General features: G+C 43.0%; 19 protein-coding genes. 10 read left to right on the forward strand and 9 right to left on the reverse strand.

Features of this window, described 5'->3' with window-relative positions:
• Positions 1-13: 13 nt before the first annotated feature.
• From FN831_RS11730 to FN831_RS11745, 4 genes are all read right to left on the reverse strand, one after another.
• A complete protein-coding gene (locus FN831_RS11730) occupies positions 14-1,030 on the reverse strand; it encodes an asparaginase (RefSeq protein ID WP_142528400.1) in 1,017 nt (338 codons plus the stop codon).
• A gap of 5 nt (positions 1,031-1,035) precedes the next feature.
• Positions 1,036-1,803 (reverse strand): TatD family hydrolase, encoded by a 768-nt coding sequence (locus FN831_RS11735; protein WP_142528401.1) that lies wholly within the window; start codon positions 1,801-1,803, stop codon positions 1,036-1,038.
• A 67-nt stretch (positions 1,804-1,870) separates the two neighbouring features.
• Positions 1,871-2,863: an FKBP-type peptidyl-prolyl cis-trans isomerase gene (locus FN831_RS11740; protein ID WP_142528402.1), complete on the reverse strand. Its 993-nt coding sequence runs from the start codon at positions 2,861-2,863 to the stop codon at positions 1,871-1,873.
• 470 nt (positions 2,864-3,333) lie between these two features.
• Positions 3,334-4,344, reverse strand: a complete 1,011-nt coding sequence (locus FN831_RS11745) for a DHH family phosphoesterase (protein ID WP_142528403.1) — start codon at positions 4,342-4,344, stop codon at positions 3,334-3,336.
• 103 nt (positions 4,345-4,447) lie between these two features.
• Here FN831_RS11745 and FN831_RS11750 point away from each other — a divergent pair, with 103 nt between their 5' ends.
• The 3 genes from FN831_RS11750 (at position 4,448) to FN831_RS11760 (ending at position 5,918) form a co-directional block, all read left to right on the forward strand.
• Positions 4,448-4,867: a nucleoside-diphosphate kinase gene (locus tag FN831_RS11750; protein WP_142528404.1), complete on the forward strand. Its 420-nt coding sequence runs from the start codon at positions 4,448-4,450 to the stop codon at positions 4,865-4,867.
• Positions 4,868-4,956: 89 nt separating this feature from the next.
• Positions 4,957-5,673, forward strand: a complete 717-nt coding sequence (locus tag FN831_RS11755; protein ID WP_142528405.1) for an FKBP-type peptidyl-prolyl cis-trans isomerase — start codon at positions 4,957-4,959, stop codon at positions 5,671-5,673.
• Positions 5,674-5,735: 62 nt separating this feature from the next.
• Complete coding sequence (locus FN831_RS11760; protein ID WP_142528406.1) at positions 5,736-5,918, forward strand: hypothetical protein; 183 nt, start codon at positions 5,736-5,738, stop codon at positions 5,916-5,918.
• Between the two features lie 2 nt (positions 5,919-5,920).
• Here FN831_RS11760 and FN831_RS11765 read toward each other — a convergent pair whose 3' ends face one another.
• Together FN831_RS11765 and recF are read right to left on the reverse strand one after the other, a co-directional pair.
• The gene (locus FN831_RS11765; protein WP_142528407.1) at positions 5,921-6,211 is read right to left on the reverse strand and encodes a DUF721 domain-containing protein; all 291 of its coding nucleotides are present in this window, start codon (positions 6,209-6,211) and stop codon (positions 5,921-5,923) included.
• On the reverse strand, positions 6,204-7,307 hold the full coding sequence (recF, locus tag FN831_RS11770; protein ID WP_142528520.1) for a DNA replication/repair protein RecF: 1,104 nt from the start codon (positions 7,305-7,307) through the stop codon (positions 6,204-6,206). Before recF ends, FN831_RS11765 begins: the two co-directional genes overlap by 8 nt.
• Before the next feature lie 201 nt (positions 7,308-7,508).
• On the opposite strand from recF, the gene FN831_RS11775 reads away from it, so the two are divergent.
• The 6 genes from FN831_RS11775 to FN831_RS11800 all read left to right on the forward strand — a co-directional run bounded on the left by FN831_RS11775 (position 7,509) and on the right by FN831_RS11800 (position 11,809).
• The gene (locus FN831_RS11775; protein WP_142528408.1) at positions 7,509-8,180 is read left to right on the forward strand and encodes a tetratricopeptide repeat protein; all 672 of its coding nucleotides are present in this window, start codon (positions 7,509-7,511) and stop codon (positions 8,178-8,180) included.
• A 71-nt stretch (positions 8,181-8,251) separates the two neighbouring features.
• Positions 8,252-8,743, forward strand: a complete 492-nt coding sequence (gene ribH, locus FN831_RS11780; protein ID WP_142528409.1) for a 6,7-dimethyl-8-ribityllumazine synthase — start codon at positions 8,252-8,254, stop codon at positions 8,741-8,743.
• Positions 8,744-9,075: 332 nt separating this feature from the next.
• Positions 9,076-9,408, forward strand: coding sequence for a bacillithiol system redox-active protein YtxJ (ytxJ, locus tag FN831_RS11785; protein WP_142528410.1), 333 nt, complete (start codon positions 9,076-9,078; stop codon positions 9,406-9,408).
• Positions 9,409-9,458: 50 nt separating this feature from the next.
• Positions 9,459-10,337 carry a lipoyl synthase gene (gene lipA, locus FN831_RS11790; protein WP_142528411.1) on the forward strand — a complete coding sequence of 293 codons (879 nt, stop codon included), beginning with the start codon at positions 9,459-9,461 and terminating at the stop codon, positions 10,335-10,337.
• Positions 10,338-10,399: 62 nt separating this feature from the next.
• The gene (locus FN831_RS11795; RefSeq protein WP_142528412.1) at positions 10,400-10,951 is read left to right on the forward strand and encodes an RNA polymerase sigma factor; all 552 of its coding nucleotides are present in this window, start codon (positions 10,400-10,402) and stop codon (positions 10,949-10,951) included.
• Complete coding sequence (locus FN831_RS11800) at positions 10,952-11,809, forward strand: anti-sigma factor (protein WP_142528413.1); 858 nt, start codon at positions 10,952-10,954, stop codon at positions 11,807-11,809.
• Here FN831_RS11800 and FN831_RS11805 read toward each other — a convergent pair.
• The 3 genes from FN831_RS11805 to FN831_RS11815 all read right to left on the reverse strand — a co-directional run bounded on the left by FN831_RS11805 (position 11,802) and on the right by FN831_RS11815 (position 17,037).
• Positions 11,802-13,292: an NAD(P)H-hydrate dehydratase gene (locus tag FN831_RS11805; RefSeq protein WP_246101483.1), complete on the reverse strand. Its 1,491-nt coding sequence runs from the start codon at positions 13,290-13,292 to the stop codon at positions 11,802-11,804. The genes FN831_RS11800 and FN831_RS11805 overlap by 8 nt on opposite strands.
• Positions 13,293-13,372: 80 nt before the next feature.
• Positions 13,373-16,216, reverse strand: coding sequence for an excinuclease ABC subunit UvrA (gene uvrA, locus FN831_RS11810; protein WP_142528414.1), 2,844 nt, complete (start codon positions 16,214-16,216; stop codon positions 13,373-13,375).
• A 212-nt stretch (positions 16,217-16,428) separates the two neighbouring features.
• Positions 16,429-17,037, reverse strand: coding sequence for a lytic transglycosylase domain-containing protein (locus FN831_RS11815; RefSeq protein WP_246101485.1), 609 nt, complete (start codon positions 17,035-17,037; stop codon positions 16,429-16,431).
• A 396-nt stretch (positions 17,038-17,433) separates the two neighbouring features.
• Here FN831_RS11815 and FN831_RS11820 point away from each other — a divergent pair, with 396 nt between their 5' ends.
• Positions 17,434-18,960, forward strand: a complete 1,527-nt coding sequence (locus FN831_RS11820) for a pseudouridine synthase (protein WP_142528415.1) — start codon at positions 17,434-17,436, stop codon at positions 18,958-18,960.
• The last annotated feature ends 2 nt before the right edge of the window (positions 18,961-18,962 follow it).

The following is an 18,962-nucleotide window of genomic DNA, read 5'->3' on the forward strand; positions in this document are numbered from 1 at the left end:
CACAAGTTTTACTTTATGCGGTTAACTCACCGCGCAGCGATTGTTCCATCAGAAAGGCAATCTGGCTCTGTGTAAGATCCTGGCCCATTAAATACATCAGTTTGGTTACTGTGGCCTCGAAGGTCATGTCGAACCCGCTGATAATCCCCATCTGCTGTAATTTTTTACTGGTCTCATATTTACCCAGCTCTACCGAGCCTCCCTGACATTGTGAGATATCAACAATCAGTTTGCCCTGATCAAGGGCTTCCTGCAGACTGTCAATAAACCACTGAGCGGTAGTGGTATTTCCGGAACCGAAGGTCTCAAGAACAATGGCATCAAGGGACGAACGGGTGATGGCCTGCACTGCCTGTACGGTGATTCCCGGATACATTTTCAGCACACCGATATTGGCATTGAAATTTGACTGCACCCGAAGTTCTTCCTGCGGCTGTGGAGTAATATAATTGGAATAGAAGGACAGGTTTACGCCTGCTTCTGCCAGGATATGATAGTTGGGCGACTGGAAAGCTTCAAATTTTTCTGAGTTGTACTTGATGGCACGGTTGCCCCTGAAGAGCTGGTAATCAAAATAGATGCACACCTCGGGCACCATCGCCAGCCCTTTGTTTTTGGTGGCTACGATTTCAAGCGCCGTGATCAGGTTTTCCTTGGCATCCGTCCTGATCTCGCCAATCGGCAATTGTGAGCCCGTCAATACTACGGGTTTGCTCAGGTTTTTTAGCATAAAACTCAGGGCCGAGGCCGTATAAGCCATCGTATCCGAGCCGTGGAGCACCACAAAGCCGTCATAATCATGGTAAGTACGCTCGATAATAGCCGCCAGTTCTGCCCAGATTACAGGATCCATGTTGGATGAATCCAGTATCGGATCAAAAGACTGCACGTCGAGCTGATAATTGAGGCGCGCCAGTTCGGGCACATTCTGCTGGATCTGTTTAAAGTCGAACGGAATCAGCGAACCATTCAGCGGATCATTTACCATACCAATGGTACCCCCTGTATAGATAATAAGGATTTTAGTCATTGAGATCAGACGTTAAATATTTTGATGGAACTGGCCGTCGTCACCTCTGCCACTTCTTCTATAGAAATATTATAGATATCAGCCACTCGCTGTGCAATATGGATGAGATAGCTGCTTTCATTGGGCTTGCCCCTGTAAGGTACCGGTGCAAGGTAGGGAGAATCTGTTTCCAGCACAATATGTTCAAGCGGCACATTCATCAGTACGGCATCTAAACCGGCTTTTTTGTAAGTAACCACCCCGCCGATACCCAGATAAAAGCCCAGTGCGATCGTTCTCTCGGCCTGTTCAATGTTACCGGTAAAGCAGTGCATAATGCCCCGCAGGTCTTCTCCTTTTTCACTCTCCAGCACCTCAAAAACTTCATCAAAAGCTTCACGGCAGTGGATCACAATCGGGAGCTGTTTTTCTTTTGCCCATCTGATCTGCTCCCTGAATGCTTGCTGCTGGATATCCAGTGTAGTTTTATCCCAGTAAAGATCAATGCCGATTTCTCCTATGGCATAGATTTTTCTTCCTTCAATACTATCGTAGATCTCTTCCAGTACAGTTTCATAACCTTCCTTTACATCACAGGGATGCAGGCCCAGCATACGGAAACAGTTATCCGGATATTTTTTTACTACATCGTCTATTTTGGCGATAGAAGAAATATCAACGTTAGGCAGGAACAAACGGTTGATCTGGTGATCAAAACAACGCTGAAAGAGCGCTGCCTGTTTTTCTTCATCCGTTTCGTAGTACAAATGCGTGTGGGTATCTGTTAAAAGCATAAAACAAAGTTAATAAAAAAACCCTGTCCGGGTCCGGACAGGGTTTCATGAATATGTTTAGTAAGGACTATCTTGTTGCAGGAGCAGACATCGTTGGAGCTGCCGCTACTGGTGCACCTGTTGCTTTTTTAATGTCAGTAATTTCTACTTCAAAACATAATGGAGAGAAAGGAGTGATACCACCTTGTGGCATACCACCTTCACCGTATCCAAGTGCGGAAGGAATGATCAAAGTGATTTTTCCACCTTTACCAATCAGTTTAAGACCTTCGTCAAATCCCGGGATAGCTCTTCCTAAAGTAAAAGGACGTGGGCCATACTGAGCCATTGGTGTGAATTTACCGTTTTCTTTTGCAACTTTCTCAACGCTTGTATCGAAAATATTTTCTTTACCGTCAGACTTTTTAGTCAGTAATTTACCAGTGTAGTTTACCATTAAAGTATCCGTAGGAGTTGCTCTCTGCGCATCACCCGGAGCGTCAATCACATATTGCAAGCCAGAAGCTGTAGTTTGCACTTTCAGTTTTTTGTCTTCAATAAAGTTTTTGATTTTTCCTGCTTCAGCAGCTTTATGTTTTGCAACAGTAGCTTTGAAATCAGCCTGGAAGAATTCAGTAGCTTTTTTCTGGAAAGTTGAATCAGCTTCGCCTGCAGCTTTGTGCATTACTTTTTCGATTTTCACGGTAAAAATCATGTATTTATCTTTTTGAGTAGCTGGTTTTGGCTGGTTAGAATATTTAGCCATTGAATCCAGGTCAATTTTGAAAGTAGCACTATCACCTTCAGCCAATAACATCAGGGCATCAGAGATATCTCCTGCCCATTGTTTCTTAGATACAGGGAATACAGCTGGCTGCTGGATATCATAAGTACTGCTCGTTACTGAATCTTTTTCAGTTTTTTGAATTGCATTGATCTTGATAATATCACCTTCAACGATCTTATCTTTTCCTTCAGTTTTGTGAATCTGGTACATTAAACCACCCGGACCTTTTTTGAAGTTGTTACAAGCTGCTAAACCAAGTGTAGCTGCAAAAAGAATTACTAATGTTTTTTTCATTTTTTTGTTGATTGCTTTTTCATTTGTAATGAAGCTTGCTTCGGCTAGTGCCTTGCAGGTTTCATTGTTTGATTTAATTGTTTTTTCATTTGTAATGAAGCTTGCGCGGCTATTGCCTTGCAGGTTTCATTTTTTTGTTGATTGCTTTTTCATTGTAATGAAGCTTGCTTCGGCTAGTGCCTTGCAGGTTTCATTGTTTGATTTAATTGTTTTTTCATTTGTAATGAACCTTGCGCGGCTATTGCCTTGCAGGTTTCATTTTTTTGTTGATTGCTTTTTCATTTGTAATGAAGCTTGCTTCGGCTAGTGCCTTGCAGGTTTCATTGTTTGATTTAATTGTTTTTTCATTTGTAATGAAGCTTGCGCGGCTATTGCCTTGCAGGTTTCATTGTCTTATTTGATTGTTTTTCATTTGTAATGAAGCTTACTGGGGCTAATGCCTTGCAGGTTTCATTGTTTGGTTGTATATTTTATTGTAATAGTTGCGTTTTATATTCTGGCAATATAGACTTAAAATAACTGATGGTATCTTCCAGATTTTTATCCGAATAACCTCCTGCAGCATTTCTGTGGCCCCCACCATTGAAATATTTCTTGCAGATTTCATTTGCCGGGAAATCTCCGGTGGAGCGCAAAGATAATTTAACTTTATCAGTTCTTTCAATAATAAAGGCTGCCAGTTTAATTCCGTTGATAGACAGGGCATAATTTACAATACCCTCAGTATCACCAGTTACAATTTCAAAGCGTTTTAATTCCTCCGCAGTCACGGATATAATTGCAGTATTCAGCTCCCTGATAATTTCCAGTTTATTGGTCAGGCAGTTCCCCAGGAAACGTAAACGGTTCTCCGTGGCATTATCGTATACCAGCTGATGAATTCTCCAGTGTTCGGCACCCGCGTCAATCAGGTCTGCCCCGATACGGTATACTTCTGAAGTTGCAGAAGCAAATCTGAAAGAGCCCGAATCGGTCATAATACCAGTATACAGACAGGTAGCGATGTCTTTGTTCATCATCACACCGTCTTCCAGAACGTTAACGATAAAATCATATACCAGTTGCGCAGCAGCGCAGGCATTGATACTCCAGTGCCTGTAATCATCAAAATCCTCAGGCTCCAGATGATGGTCGATCATCACTTTGTATGCAGCAGAACTGCGGATCACTTCTCCCAGTTCATTGATCCTGGTCAGCGTATTAAAATCCAGACAAAAAACAATTGCCGCCTCGGCAACATGCTGTTCAGATTTCTCCTTCTCTTCGGTATATATAATTACATCTGAATTATTTGGGAGCCAGTGCAAAAAATAGGGATAGTCTGTAGGGGTAATCACTTTTACGTGGTGCCCGCCCTGGATCAGGTAAGCATACAGGCCCAAAGATGAGCCCATCGCATCCCCATCAGGTTTGTGATGCGTTGTAATTACAATTTTCTGCGGCGTTGCCAGCAATGATTTAAGTTCAGAAAGGGATAGCATATTCGCTGCAAAGCTAAGAATTTAATGATTAAATGATTCCTTTATATTTGATGTTTAATATTAACAGCAGAAAATGTAGTTTTGCAGAACAAATAAAACTAAGATGAGTACAAACAGAACATTTACAATGATTAAGCCGGATGCAGTAGCAAACGGACATATCGGTGCAATTATCAATGACATTACTGCTGCAGGTTTCAAAATCATTGCTTTAAAATACACAAAACTAACAGAAGAAACTGCCGGTAAATTTTATGAAGTGCATAAAGACCGTCCTTTCTATGGCGATTTAGTTACTTTTATGTCTTCAGGACCAATCGTAGCTGCAATTCTTGAAAAAGACAATGCAATTGAAGATTTCAGGAAACTGATCGGTGCTACCAACCCTGCACAGGCAGAAGATGGCACTATCCGTAAAAAATATGCACAGTCTATTGAAGCCAATGCTGTTCACGGATCTGATTCAGATGAAAATGCTGCAATCGAAGGAGATTTCTTCTTTACTGCTGCTGAACGTTTCTAGTTCCTGCTGATGATTTAAAGATAAGATATATAAGCACCCCTAAAAAGGTGCTTATTCTTTTATAAACCTATACCAACCAAATTACATTCATGAAGAAATTATTGATTACGCTGTTGATCCCTTGCTGCGCGATGGCGGTGGATGCACAAACAAAGAAGACGGTAGTAAAGAAAACCACAATAACTGCGGTGGCACCGGTAAAGTTTGCGAGCACACTTGACTCTGCAAGTTATGCCTTTGGAATGTCAATGGCAGCCAGCCTTAAAAGCGGCGGATTAAAATCACTGAACTACGAGCTGCTGATGAAAGGCCTCAAAGCCGAATTTGCCGGCGAGAAAACCCTGCTCAGCCAGGAATCAGCCCAAAAAGCGATCGGCAATACATTTAAAACGGTGAGCCAGGCCAAATTCTCTTCCAACATTACAGTAGGAAAAAAATTCCTGGAGAACAACAAAAAGACCCCTGGCGTACAAACCACAGCAAGCGGGCTGCAGTACCTGGTGCTCACAGCAGGGGATGGCATCAAACCAAAGGAAACAGATTCTGTACTGGTACATTATAAAGGTACATTGCTGAACGGAAAGCAGTTTGACAGCTCATATGACCGCGGAGAGCCGATTACCTTAACATTAGACAGGGTAATACCAGGATGGACAGAAGGCATGCAGTTAATGTCAAAAGGCGCTAAATACAAATTTTTTATCCCTTACAATTTAGCTTATGGCGAACGCGGTGCAGGCCAGGATATCCCACCCTACAGCACCCTGATTTTCGAGATTGAACTGCTTAAAGTGAATGGTAAGTAACGTTTGTCCCAAACCATTCCAGAAATAGTTTGTTGTAACCCCATAAATTAAATCAAACTATCATGAACATTAAGAAATATTTCCCCCTCGCACTCGTTGCTTTATTGGTTACAACGCTATCAAGCTGTTCAGCTATAGAAGGTATTTTTAAAGCAGGCGTATGGTCTGGTATAATTGTAGTAGTGGTAGTGCTTGCCCTGATCATCTGGGTAATCAGCAAAATTTTTGGCGGCGGTAGAAGCTAGTACTACAAAAATATAATCTCATTAATGACCTCAGAACCGGCACGTTCATTCAGTTTCTGGATGATGCCGGTTCTTACCATCAGCAGTTCATTTTTAATGACTGAAGATTCGATACGTACAAAAAGCTTTTTGTGCGCAATATAAATCTGGGTAGTCCTGTTCCCTATAGCAGTGCCCATAATCTCGGGCCACATGGCCACTACCCCTGTTTCATCAAACTTTCCTCTTAACCTGTAGACAGACAACATCTTGGTGATGGCGTCCTTCAGGGTCATGTCATTGGGTTTACGCATGGTATATAGATCCGTTTACAACCTCAAACAAAGTTACAGGAACTTTGATCTGATTAAAAATATTTGAAACTCTTTCTTTCCCGGTATCTGTGATAAAGATCTGGCCAAAATCGTGATGCGATACCATCTCCATCAGCTTATGCATCCGGTGGTCGTCCAGTTTATCAAAGATATCGTCCAGCAGCAGCAGCGGCTTAAAGCCCTTGTATTTTTCCACATAAGCATACTGCGCCAGTTTCAGCGCAATCAGAAAGGATTTCTGCTGGCCCTGTGACCCGAATTTTTTCAGCGGCATATCGGCGATGCTGAAAATAAGGTCGTCTTTATGTATACCCGTGGTCGTTCTTTCGAGCACCTTGTCTTTCTCTACCGATTGCTGCAGCAAGGTATCAAATGGAGTATCATTTAATTGCGATTGATAAACCAGGCTAACCTGCTCTGCATCTGTAGTAAGATACTGATAATATTTATTGAATAACAGGATATAATCAAGCATAAACTGTTTTCTCTTCTCAAAAATCTTCTGGCCAGAGCTCACCAGCTGCTCATCAAATATCTCCAGTAATGCCGGATCATAACGTCTTGTAAGCGCAATCTGTTTCAACAATGCGTTTCTGTTCAAAAGGTGCCTGTTGTAAATAATCAGCTCGTCAAGGTACTGAGCGTCGGTCTGTGAGATCACATTGTCCATAAACCGGCGACGTTCTTCGCTGCCGTCCATAATGATCGTCACATCATAGGGAGAAATCATCACCAGAGGAAAAAGGCCGATATGACTCGCAAGCTTATCATATTCCTTTTTATTACGCTTAAACTGCTTTTTCTGATTTTTCTTTACCCCACAGGTGATCTTCTCATTTTTTTCCTGCCGGTCAAAATCCCCCTGGATTAAAAAAAGGTCTTCTGATGTTTTGATCTGCTGGCTGTCAATAGGATTAAAATAGCTTTTGCATAGGCACAGGTAGTGGATGGCATCCAGCAGATTGGTTTTGCCTGCACCATTATTACCCACAAATGCATTCACAGTCTTTGAAAACCGTAAATCAGCATCAGAATAGTTCTTAAAATTGAGCAGAGTAATATTTTTTAACCACATATGTATGAGCTTCAAAGTTACCGTTTAGCTTTGTTAAAATAACGTGATGTGGATATTTGTTTCCGCCGCGAAGCTATCCCTATCACATTCAGGATGTTCTAAAGCCGGTGCTCTGTTAAAAATTTCTGTAAATACTAAAAAAAGAGGTTGATACTTTGACCTAAAAATGTATTTTTGCAGTCCTTAATTTTTTTAAATAAAATGTCCACAACAGAAAAAGAAGTAAATCATAATGTTAGAAAAGGTTCATTTTTAGAAGAAAACTCTAAAAGCCTTTTATTCATTGCCGGTGCGGTAGTCTTATTGGTGATCATATACTTTTGGTATCAGAATGTCTATTTAAAAGGCAGGGCTGAAGAAGCGACTGCAAAAATGTACAAGGCAGAACAGTATGTTGGTGTAGACTCACTGGCTAACAAAGCCATCAACGGAGATTCCGGATACCCTGGATTTGAAAAAATTGCTGACGAATATAACAATACAAAATCTGCAAACTTAGCCAACCTTTATCTTGGCGGAATTTATTTACGTAAAGGGGAGTACAAAAAAGCGGCAGATGTTTTGGGCAAATATGCAGAAACAGGCAGTCCTGTGGCAGATCCTCTGGCATTGGGTATGCTGGGCGATGCATACAGCGAGCTGAAAGATTACAGCCAGGCGATTACCTACTATAAAAAAGCTGCTGATAAATCGAGCAATAAATTTACATCTCCTATGTTCCTTAAAAAACTGGGCCTGGTTTATGAAACGCAAAAAGATTATGAAAATGCTGAAAAAGCTTATACAAAAATCAAATCAGAATTCCCTGCAAGCCAGGAAGCTACGATGATCGATGAATACATTGCCCGCGTCACTGCAGCACAGGGTAAGTAAAATAAAATATTTTGACAAAGGCCTGCATTTTATGCAGGCCTTTTTTTGTGTCTAATACTTACATTTGCAGTATGGCAACAAATTTAAAGAACCTATCTGATTTTTCACATACAACAGTTCCGGATGGCGGCGCTTATAAAATAGCTATCGCTGTTGCGGAATGGAATGCCGATGTTACCGGGAGTTTATACAAAGGAGCGTTTGATACCCTGCTTAAACATGGTGTTAAAGAAGAAAACATTCTGTCTGTACCCGTTCCGGGAAGTTTTGAATTAACCGGCGCTGCCGAGATCCTCCTTAACAAACATCCCGAGCTTGATGCCGTGATTTGTTTAGGCTGTGTGATCCAGGGGGATACCAAACACTTTGATTTTATCTGTGATGCCGTTGCTAACGGTGTAACACAGGTTGGGATTAAATACAGTAAACCGGTTATATTCGGAGTACTCACCACCAACGATTTACAGCAGGCACTGGACAGGTCGGGCGGCAAACATGGTAACAAAGGTGATGAAGCAGCCATAACTGCGATAAAAATGGCTCATTTACTGGCAACTATCTAATATCAGGTTTGTTTTTTTTCCTAAATAACGTAGCTTAGCAAAAGAAAAAAACATTATAAGTAGGCAACATTGATATTTCGCTCTCAAAAAGCAATACAATTTGTGATCTTTAACTGAAAATTTAATCCGGTAGAGTGAAAACGTCGTAATATAAGATAGCTTCATGTCACTGAATAATAATATATACTTATGAAAAAAGTAGCGATCGTATTGCTTGGCGTATTTTTTGCAATAACAGTTTTAGAGTCCTGCGGATCACGCATCTGCCCTGCATACTCTTCGTATCCAAAAGGCAGCCGCAGAAAATAGCGCGTACAATTATCAAAGACAAGATGGAGTGGAAAAACATTACTGATCTGAACCAGATCAGCGATATCAAAGCAACAACGGGATTTAGTTTAATCTTTAAGCACAGTACCCGCTGTTCGGTGAGCATGATGGTAAAAAAACGTTTCGAGCTGGACTGGGAAGTTATTCCTGATGATACAACTCTGTATTTTCTTGACCTGATCAGCCACAGGGCAATTTCTGCACAAATTGCAGAAACATTTCAGGTACACCATGAATCACCTCAGATCCTTCTGATCAAGGATGGCAATTGCGTACTTGATGCCTCGCACAGTGACATCTCGGCCGATGAGATTGCAGAGGTGATCAATAATTAAATGACATTTCAACTTTATAAGATTTCAAACCTATTGCTTAACTTTGTTGCATGATCGCACTTCCGGTTGTTCCAGCAAACACAGTACAACGTAAACCAGATTGGCTTAGGGTTAAGCTTCCGGTAGGTAAAGAATATGCGCAGGTGCGCAGCCTTGTAGACACACATAAATTACATACAATTTGTGAAAGCGGCAATTGCCCTAACATGGGCGAATGCTGGGGCGCAGGCACAGCAACCTTCATGATCCTGGGCAATATCTGTACCCGCTCCTGTTCATTTTGCGCAGTAGCAACAGGCAGGCCAAAAGCAGTAGATCTTGATGAGCCAAACCGCGTAGCGAATTCAGTAAAACTGATGCAGGTAAAACACTGCGTAATCACATCGGTAGACCGTGACGACCTTAAAGATGGCGGTTCCATTATCTGGGCAGAAACTTTACAGGCCATCAGGCGCGAAAGCCCTGAAACTACGCTGGAAACCCTGATCCCTGATTTCAGGGGAGTATGGGATAACCTCTACCGTGTGCTCGAAGAACGTCCTGAAGTGATGTCACATAATATTGAGACCGTACGCAGGTTAACCAAACAGGTGCGTGTACAGGCAAAATATGACAGAAGTCTTGAATGTTTGAAAAGAATTTCCGACTTTGGACTGAGAACCAAGACAGGTATCATGCTTGGCCTCGGAGAAACTGAAGATGATGTATTTGAAGCTATGGACGACCTGGTAGCAAATGGCGTACATATCCTTACTTTAGGACAGTACTTACAGCCTACACGTAACCACCACCCTGTGCTGGACTGGATCCATCCTGACCAGTTTGCCAAGTATAAGGAAATTGGCCTGGCAAAGGGGTTAAGATATGTGGAAAGCGGTCCGTTAGTGAGGTCGTCATATCATGCTGAGAAACATCTTTTTGATTTTTAAAAGGGCTTTGGCTTCAAACAAAATATGTTTGAACTTGTTAGACTTTCTGTATATTAGCAACATTGGCAGCGACTAAAAAAATATCCCTCACAGAAGATGACCTGGTGCGTGCACTCAGAGGTCATGAGACTATTGCAATACAGGCACTATACGACATGTATTCAGGTGCCCTGTTAGGCGTAATCCTTAGGATTGTACAACAATCAGAGATCGCCGAGGATCTTTTACAGGAAACCTTCATTAAAATATGGAACTCTGCTGACAGTTATGACAGCAGCAAAGGGCGGTTATTTACCTGGATGATCAATGTTGCGCGCAATATCGCTATCGATAAACTCCGTTCAAAAGACTTCAGAAATTCTCATAAAAACCAAGACATAGAAAATAACGTAGATTTCATTGACTCGCAAAAAAAGATCACTTTCAATGCTGATACACTTGGTTTAAGAGATATGGTTACTGCACTTAAACCAGAATTCAATGATGTATTAAACATGGTATATTTTAAAGGGTATACGCACGTTGAGGCCGCAGAGGAACTGAATTTACCATTGGGTACGGTGAAAACCAGGATCAGGATGGCTATTATGGAATTAAGAAAGCATTTTAATTAAGTGGAAGAATCAAAGGCATACATCGAAACAGGCATACTTGAACTTTATGTTCTGGGGCAGTTAAACGCTCAGGAACAACATGAGGTTGAAGCTATGGCACTGAGGGTTCCTGACATCAAAGCAGAAATCAACGCCATCGAGATTGCCATGGAAGAATATGCTGTAAGCCATGCCATACAACCTACCCTCGGTTTAGAAAAAGAAATATTTGAAAGAATTGCGGCACCTGAGACTACTCAGCCATCAGCGCCGGCAGCAGCTGAAAATACAGGCAAAATAGTGCCTTTATATGATGATCGATCTGCCTCAACTATCAAAACATTAAAATTTGCGCTTGTTGCCTGTGTTGCTTTGCTTGTTGTTAGCAGCGTAGCCTTATATTCGGCACATGACAAGCTTAACCTTGCAAATCAGCAGATCGCTTCGCTCAGTACAGACAGGGAAAAATTTGCCGCAACTGTAAGTTATATCAAAGACGAGAACAAAGATCTGCAGGAAATAGCTGCTATTGCTGCTGATCCTACCTGGTCTTCAGTAAAGCTTGCCGGAACCAAGATTTCGCCGCAAGCCACCATGATGGTCTACTGGCATAAAAAAGGCCAGCATGTAATGGTAGACAATACCAAAATGGCGCTGCCGGAAAATGACAATACCCACCAGTACCAGTTATGGGCGATGGTAAATGGAAAACCAGTTGATCTTGGTGTATTTGATGCGCAGACACAACCTAAGAAATTACTTCTTCCGATGAAAGAAGTAGGGAACGCACAGGCTTTTGCCGTTACGCTTGAAAAGCGTGGTGGAAGCGTAACCCCTACTATGGAAAAAATGGTTGTGGTTGGTGCCGTGTCTATTTAATTAATCCTTTTAGCGTTCCCGATACCTTGCCTGCAAGCTCAGACGCTGCAACACTAATTTCTGTTTCTGCCAGCTCATCGCCTGCCTTTCCGTGCAGGTAACAGGCAATCACCGCAGCTTCTTTAGCACTATATCCCTGGGCCCTGAACGAGGCACATAATCCTGTAAGCACATCGCCCATTCCGCCCTGCGCCATACCCGGATTGCCTGTTGGGTTAATCGTTACATCCCCGGTCTGATCAATAATAAAAGTATACTGGTTTTTTAGTATGATGACAGATTGTAATTCCCGGGCCTTCTTTCTGGCAGTTTCCAGTCTGTCCCACCAGGATTGATGAGCACCAAACAAATGGTCAAATTCTTTCATGTGCGGGGTTAACAGCGAGCCTGAGGGCAATTGTTCCAGCAGGTCAGGGCTATTCCCCAGAACATTAAGGGCATCGGCATCAATCACAAGCGGAACTTTCAGCTGAAATATCGTTTTCAGAATATCAGCGGTCTCCTTTCCCGTTCCCAGGCCAGGGCCAATAGCTATGGCTTTGAATTTTTCAAGCGTATCCGGTTGTAAATCGGCCCTGTCCAGGTACATTACTTCTGGCAGAGCGGTATTGATTGCAGTTAAGCCACTCTCAGGAACTGATACCGTAGTTAGGCCGGCACCAGCATGTAAACATGCCCGGGCTGCTAACAGGGCCGCTCCCATGGTCTTTTGCTGACCGGCAATAATCAGCGCGTGGCCATATGTTCCCTTATGTGTAAAGGATTCTCTCGGCTTCACGAGCCCTCTGATATCCAAGGCTTCTGCAAGCTGATAGGATGAGCTGGTTTTTTGTATAAAATCTTCGTCAAGGCCAATGGAAACTACCCTGAAGTGTTTCATGGCCTGTGCAGACTCAGGAAAGAAAAAGTTAATTTTAGGGCGCTCAAAACAGATCACAAGATCAGCCTTCAGGTATACACTGTCTTTTCTCAATTCTCCCTCCGCAGGGAAACCTGTAGGCACATCGATGGCGATGACCCGACGGTTCAGTGCATTCACCCGCTGTGCCAGGAGTTTATATTCTCCGTCCAGCTCAGTATTCAGGCCCGATCCCAAAACAGCGTCTATGATCAGCTCTTCCTTCAGCTCGGGCAGGTCTTCAGCTTTGCTTACGGTCACAAGCGGAAACCATAAATCTTCCAGGCGTTTCAGATTAGCCGTATAATCCTCAGTCACCTTACTGGAAAAAGCAATCAGGTACACAAATACATTGGTGTAGCCTTTATCCTTCAGTAATCTTGCAACCGCAAGTCCGTCACCCCCATTGTTGCCTTTGCCACATAATACAGCAATTGATGTTTCATGATCCGGCACTTCTTCTGCAAACGCCTTTACAAATGCCATTGAGGCAGATTCCATTAGGTCAATAGAGGTTATTTCCTTGTTTTTGATCGTAAATGCGTCTGCAGCACGCATCTGTTCGGAGGTTAACAAGTTCTTCATAGATAAATAATTTCTAACGGTTATGCCGCTATGACATGCACACAGAAATCATGCCCATCCCGGCAATGTAAATGTCAAGACTACATATTCATTTCTTTCTTAAGAAATTTCCCTGTCAGGCTAATCGGATTCTGCGTAAGGCCTTCAGGCGTACCTTCAAAAATAATCCTTCCGCCGCCGGCGCCACCCTCTTCACCCAGGTCAATTACCCAGTCGGCCACCTTCACTACATCAAGATTATGTTCAATTACAAGTACAGTATTCCCTTTATCAACCAGTTCATTGAGTACGCCCAGCAAAACATTGATATCTTCAAAATGTAGTCCCGTAGTAGGTTCGTCCAGGATATAAAATGTTCTGCCGGTATCTTTTTTAGAGAGTTCCGTAGCTAGTTTAACCCTTTGAGCTTCGCCGCCAGACAAGGTAGTAGAGGATTGTCCAAGAGTGATATATCCCAGTCCTACATCTTTCAGCGTTTTTATCTTCCTGTAAATTACAGGCATATTTTCAAAAAAAGTACAGGCATCTTCGATACTCATGTCCAGCACATCGCTGATTGATTTTCCGCGGTAGCGGACTTCAAGTGTTTCGCGGTTATACCTTCTGCCGCCACATTCTTCACAGGGCACATGCACATCCGGAAGAAAGTTCATTTCAATTACCTTCATCCCGGCACCCTGACAGGTTTCACACCTGCCGCCTTTCACGTTAAACGAGAAACGGCCAGGTTTGTAGCCCCTGATTTTTGCTTCGGGAAGCTGTACATATAAATTCCTGATATCAGAGAAAACCCCGGTATAGGTAGATGGGTTTGACCGTGGCGTCCTTCCTATCGGTGCCTGGTCAATTTCAATTACCTTATCAATTTCCTTCAGCCCGTTGATCTTCTCGTATGGAAGGGGATGTTTTTTTGCCCTGAAAAAGTGGTGGTTTAAGATCGGGTACAAAGTTTCTGTAATCAGGCTGGATTTACCACTGCCCGAAACCCCCGTTACAGCAATAAACTTACCGAGCGGAAAGTCAACCGAAACATTTTTCAGGTTGTGCCCGCTGGCTTTAAGTATCTGTAATTTATGTCCGTTACCTTTTCTTCTTTTCTTTGGAACTACAATTTCCTTTTCTCCGTTCAGATAGGCCGCGGTTAATGTTTTTGATTTCAGGATCTGTGCAGGAGTTCCCTGCGCTACAATCTGTCCGCCGTGTAAACCAGCAGCAGGCCCTACGTCAATCACCCAGTCGGCCTCCAGGATCATATCCTTATCATGCTCTACCACCAGAACGGTATTGCCCAGGTCGCGCAGGTTCTTTAAGGCACCGATCAGTCTTTCATTATCTCTCTGGTGCAGCCCGATACTGGGCTCATCAAGGATATACATCACATTCATCAGCTGCGAGCCGATCTGTGTTGCCAAACGTATACGCTGTGCTTCTCCGCCGGAAAGTGTCCTTGCAGTGCGGTCAAGCGACAGATAATTCAATCCTACATCAGACAGGAATCCCAAACGGATGCGGATCTCTTTCAGGATCTCTTTGGCGATTGTATTCTGACGTTCAGTTAAACGGTCCTCTACATCAACAAACCAGGTTTTGATACTGTTGATATCCATTTCTGCCAGTTCAAAGATATTCTTGCCGTCTATCTTAAAGTGCAGGCTTTCCTTTTTCAGTCGCGCCCCTTCACAAACCGGACAGGTTTTGAGCTTGCGGAAGGTTTCCATATCGTCAACCGCCCCTTCGCCTTTCTTCTCATTCTGTTCTTCGAGCAGTTTAATAATACCATCAAAAGAAATCTGGTAGTTCTGTACGTTCCATTTATTGTATTCCACAGCTACAGAAAGCAGCTCCGGAGTACCGTTCAGGATCATATTAATATTTTCTTCAGTTAACTTTTCAATTGGTGTAGAGAGTGAGAAATTATATTTTTTTGCCAGTGCCTTGATCACCTGGAACAACCAGATATCCCGGTATTCACCAAGCGGCGCAAGTCCGCCGTTGATAATGCTCAGTTTCGGGTTTGGCATAACCGACTCCCTGTCTACCACAAAGATATAGCCCAGTCCGTCGCAGCGTTCACACGCACCATAAGGTGAGTTGAAAGAAAAGCTGTTTGGCTGCGGCTCATCATAAGAGATGCCCGTAGTTGGGCACATCAGAAAGCGGCTAAAGTGAGACACGTTATTTTCCTTATCGCTGATCTTAATGATTCCCTTTCCCAAACGCATAGCCGTTTGTACAGAATCAACCAGGCGCTTGTGGTCTTTCCGGTCTATCAGCAGGCGGTCGACCACAATTTCGATGTCATGGATCTTGTACCTGTCTACCTGCATCTTTGCAGTCATATCCTGGATTTCGCCATCAATACGAACTTTAACATAGCCCTGTTTGCGAATCTGTTCAAATAACTCGCGGTAATGTCCTTTACGTCCTTTTACCACAGGTGCAAGAATATTTACTGCCAGTCCGTCATATTTGTTATAGATCGTGTTCAGGATCTGGTCTTCGCTCATGCGTTCCATCTTTTCTCCTGTATTGTAAGAGAAAGCATCTGCTGTACGGGCATAGAGCAAACGCATAAAATCATAGATTTCTGTGATTGTTCCTACAGTAGACCTTGGATTTTTGCTGGTGGTTTTTTGTTCAATTGCAATTACCGGGCTGAGGCCGGATACCTTATCTACGTCAGGCCTTTCCATACCGCCCATAAACTGACGTGAATAGGCACTGAACGTTTCCATATACCGGCGCTGCCCTTCGGCGTATATGGTATCAAAAGCCAGTGACGACTTGCCGCTTCCGCTCAATCCAGTGATTACCACCAGTTGGTTGCGCGGAAAGGAAATATCTATATTTTTAAGATTGTGGACCCTGGCACCATATACTTCAACATCTTTTTGCTCGCCCAGGTCGATGGTATTTTTGCTCATATATATTTATAAACGCTATTGAAATCTTTGAAATTAAGACAGCAAATTTGCAGCCACAAAAATGCTAAAAATTTTATCATCAAAAAAGGGTTTAGAGGGTTTTGACAATAAGGCATCAAAACGCAGGCAGTGCTGCATGTTCAGGAACGAAATGGGCCTAAATGCAAAAAGCCGGCATCATTGCCGGCTTCCCCAATTGCATGTCAATATTATTATTCCCTGCCGGTATTCATTGCCAGTACACGCTTAGGTGCATGGTAACCATACCGCGAAGGATCTTTCAGGATCTGTTTCATTGAAATGAGTTTATACACATAGCCGCCTGTTTCACGGTTAAGCTTCATTTTGAAATAGTTATCCTGACTTTGCCTGTTGATCTGTTTTTTCATGTGGTTATCACCTACGTTGTAGGCTGCAGCCACTAAAGTCCAGCTATCGAAGATCCCGTAAAGTTCTTTGATGTATTTGCAGGCGGCAATGGTAGATTTACGCAGATTTTTGCGTTCATCAACTTTCGAATTTACTTTCAGTCCGTAACTTCTGGCAGTGCCAGGCATGAACTGCCAGAACCCGTTCGCTCCTTTTGGTGACATTCCTCCCTGAATACCCGATTCAACCAGGGGAACATATTTAAAATCGTCCGGAATACCATAAGCTGCCAGGATCGGTTCGATAATCGGGAACCATTCTGCTGCTAAATGATGTAAACGATTGGTTTGAAGACTGCTATAATTATGTGCAGCGAGAACTTTCTTCATTTTCCGCTCTACTTTCCTGTCTCCGAGAGGCAGGGACTCTTCTGCGAAATTTAACTGAGCCATCAGAGTTGCCGGCTTTTTTTTTATTGTAGGTATTGTGGGTATTAGTGTGTTTTTAACAGTGGTATTGACTTCTTTTTTTTGACTTTTTGCTGCTTGGGGCATGTAGTAAGCAAACACTTTTGCCATAACCAGTAACCCTAAAATTACTGAACATGTTATTATGTGTTTCTTTATCATTTTCCTCCTTTTTTTGGTTAACAATTATAAAACGCCTGCAAACATACGATATATAAAGCTAATTATCAAGACATTACATAATTTAGGGTCAAAAGGCCGGTTTAAATGCCTGTAGGGCACGATTTTAAATTTAACAATTGGATGGAAAATATAGGAGGTGGTTTCCGCTATTTTTATTAAATTTGCACCCCGCATTAAGTATGTGGTTAACAGCGTATCATGATAAAAAATAACAACAGGAACAGTCGGGATGACAAGTCCAAACCGGGAAACCGAAGCACAACAGGTAGAAGCCAGAGTGGAACAGATAGTTCTTACAAAGGCAAAAGCAAGTTTGAGGGAAAAGACGGGAACGATAAGAGTAAATCTGGAGCAGGCAAGGACAATTACAGACCAAGAGCTGCTAAAGATGGTGATGATTTCAAAAGCAGACCACCAAGAGATGGTGAAAGAAGCAGTTTTAAATCAAGAGAAGGCAACAGTGGTAGTTTCAGACCGGGCGCAGGAAGAGACGGAGATAACAAAGATTTTAACAGCAGGCCACCAAGAGATGGTGAAAGAAGCAGCTTTAAATCTAGAGAAGGAGACAGCGGTAGCTTCAGACCGAGACCAGGACGCGATGGCGATGCCAAAGATTTTAAAGGCAGGCCAGCACGTGACGGCGAAAGAAGCAGTTACAAACCAAGAGAAGGCAAAGATGGTGAAGGCAGCTTCAGACCAAAAAGCCCGAGAAGTTCCGGCGGACCTTCAACATTCAAACCCCGCGCATTCAAAGAAGGCAGTTCTAAAGAAATCCCAAGAAATGAAAGCCGCAGTTATGTAAAGAAAGACAATTTCAGTACTGATGGCGAAAGACCATTCAGAACATTCGATAAAAAATCCAGCACTTCAAGAAGTACAGACAGCAGGCCATTCAGGAAAAGAGAAGAAGGCGGCCCCCTGTTATCAGGCGGAAAACCATTTTCTAAAGACCGTCCGGCAGCAGCGCCGGTGATGCGCAGCAGAAAAGAAAGCAACAGCGTTGATGATGGAAAGATCCGTTTAAACCGCTACATCGCCAATTCTGGTATCTGTTCACGCCGCAAGGCCGATGAACTGATCGCCGCAGGTGTAGTTTCGGTAAATGGTATTCCTGTTTCTGAGCTGGGCCACAAGGTAGACCCGGCAAAAGACGAAGTACGCTACAATGGCGAACTGCTGAAACGCGAAAAAAGAATCTACGTATTGCTGAACAAACCTAAAGACTATATCACTACAACGGATGATCCTCAGGAACGCCGTACAGTAATGTCGCTGGTAGAAAAAGCAAGCAGGGAACGTATTTATCCTGTTGGCCGTTTAGACCGTAACACTACAGGTTTATTATTGATGACCAACGACGGCGACCTGGCAGATAAACTGTCGCACCCAAAAAACGGCATCACTAAGATCTACCATGTTGAGCTGAGCAAAAGCTTAAGCCAGGGCGACCTGAACAAGATCCAGTTCGGACTTGAACTCGAAGATGGTATCATCAAGCCTGATTCAGTATCATATGTTGCAGGCGGTTCTAAACGCGAAGTAGGCATCCAGATCCACAGCGGAAAAAACAGGATCGTACGGAGAATATTTGAACACCTGGGTTACGAAGTAGTGAAACTGGACCGTGTAGTTTATGGCAACCTGACCAAGAAAGATCTTCCCCGCGGAAGATGGCGTTATTTAGAGGAGCATGAGCTGATCCAGATCAAACATCTGATCCAATAAAC

It is taken from the genome of Pedobacter westerhofensis (assembly GCF_900182595.1).
Lineage (GTDB): Bacteria > Bacteroidota > Bacteroidia > Sphingobacteriales > Sphingobacteriaceae > Pedobacter > Pedobacter westerhofensis.

Coding starts and splice junctions, on each gene's coding strand:
- FN831_RS11815 (WP_246101485.1), bottom strand. CDS start 17,037: ATGGCTCAGTTAAATTTCGCAGAAGAGTCCCTGCCTCTCGGAGACAGG.
- ytxJ (WP_142528410.1), top strand. CDS start 9,076: ATGGAGTGGAAAAACATTACTGATCTGAACCAGATCAGCGATATCAAA.
- FN831_RS11820 (WP_142528415.1), top strand. CDS start 17,434: ATGATAAAAAATAACAACAGGAACAGTCGGGATGACAAGTCCAAACCG.
- FN831_RS11755 (WP_142528405.1), top strand. CDS start 4,957: ATGAAGAAATTATTGATTACGCTGTTGATCCCTTGCTGCGCGATGGCG.
- FN831_RS11740 (WP_142528402.1), bottom strand. CDS start 2,863: ATGAAAAAAACATTAGTAATTCTTTTTGCAGCTACACTTGGTTTAGCA.
- FN831_RS11760 (WP_142528406.1), top strand. CDS start 5,736: ATGAACATTAAGAAATATTTCCCCCTCGCACTCGTTGCTTTATTGGTT.
- FN831_RS11805 (WP_246101483.1), bottom strand. CDS start 13,292: ATGAAGAACTTGTTAACCTCCGAACAGATGCGTGCTGCAGACGCATTT.
- FN831_RS11750 (WP_142528404.1), top strand. CDS start 4,448: ATGAGTACAAACAGAACATTTACAATGATTAAGCCGGATGCAGTAGCA.
- ribH (WP_142528409.1), top strand. CDS start 8,252: ATGGCAACAAATTTAAAGAACCTATCTGATTTTTCACATACAACAGTT.
- FN831_RS11765 (WP_142528407.1), bottom strand. CDS start 6,211: ATGCGTAAACCCAATGACATGACCCTGAAGGACGCCATCACCAAGATG.
- FN831_RS11735 (WP_142528401.1), bottom strand. CDS start 1,803: ATGCTTTTAACAGATACCCACACGCATTTGTACTACGAAACGGATGAA.
- FN831_RS11730 (WP_142528400.1), bottom strand. CDS start 1,030: ATGACTAAAATCCTTATTATCTATACAGGGGGTACCATTGGTATGGTA.
- FN831_RS11745 (WP_142528403.1), bottom strand. CDS start 4,344: ATGCTATCCCTTTCTGAACTTAAATCATTGCTGGCAACGCCGCAGAAA.
- lipA (WP_142528411.1), top strand. CDS start 9,459: ATGATCGCACTTCCGGTTGTTCCAGCAAACACAGTACAACGTAAACCA.
- uvrA (WP_142528414.1), bottom strand. CDS start 16,216: ATGAGCAAAAATACCATCGACCTGGGCGAGCAAAAAGATGTTGAAGTA.
- FN831_RS11775 (WP_142528408.1), top strand. CDS start 7,509: ATGTCCACAACAGAAAAAGAAGTAAATCATAATGTTAGAAAAGGTTCA.
- recF (WP_142528520.1), bottom strand. CDS start 7,307: ATGTGGTTAAAAAATATTACTCTGCTCAATTTTAAGAACTATTCTGAT.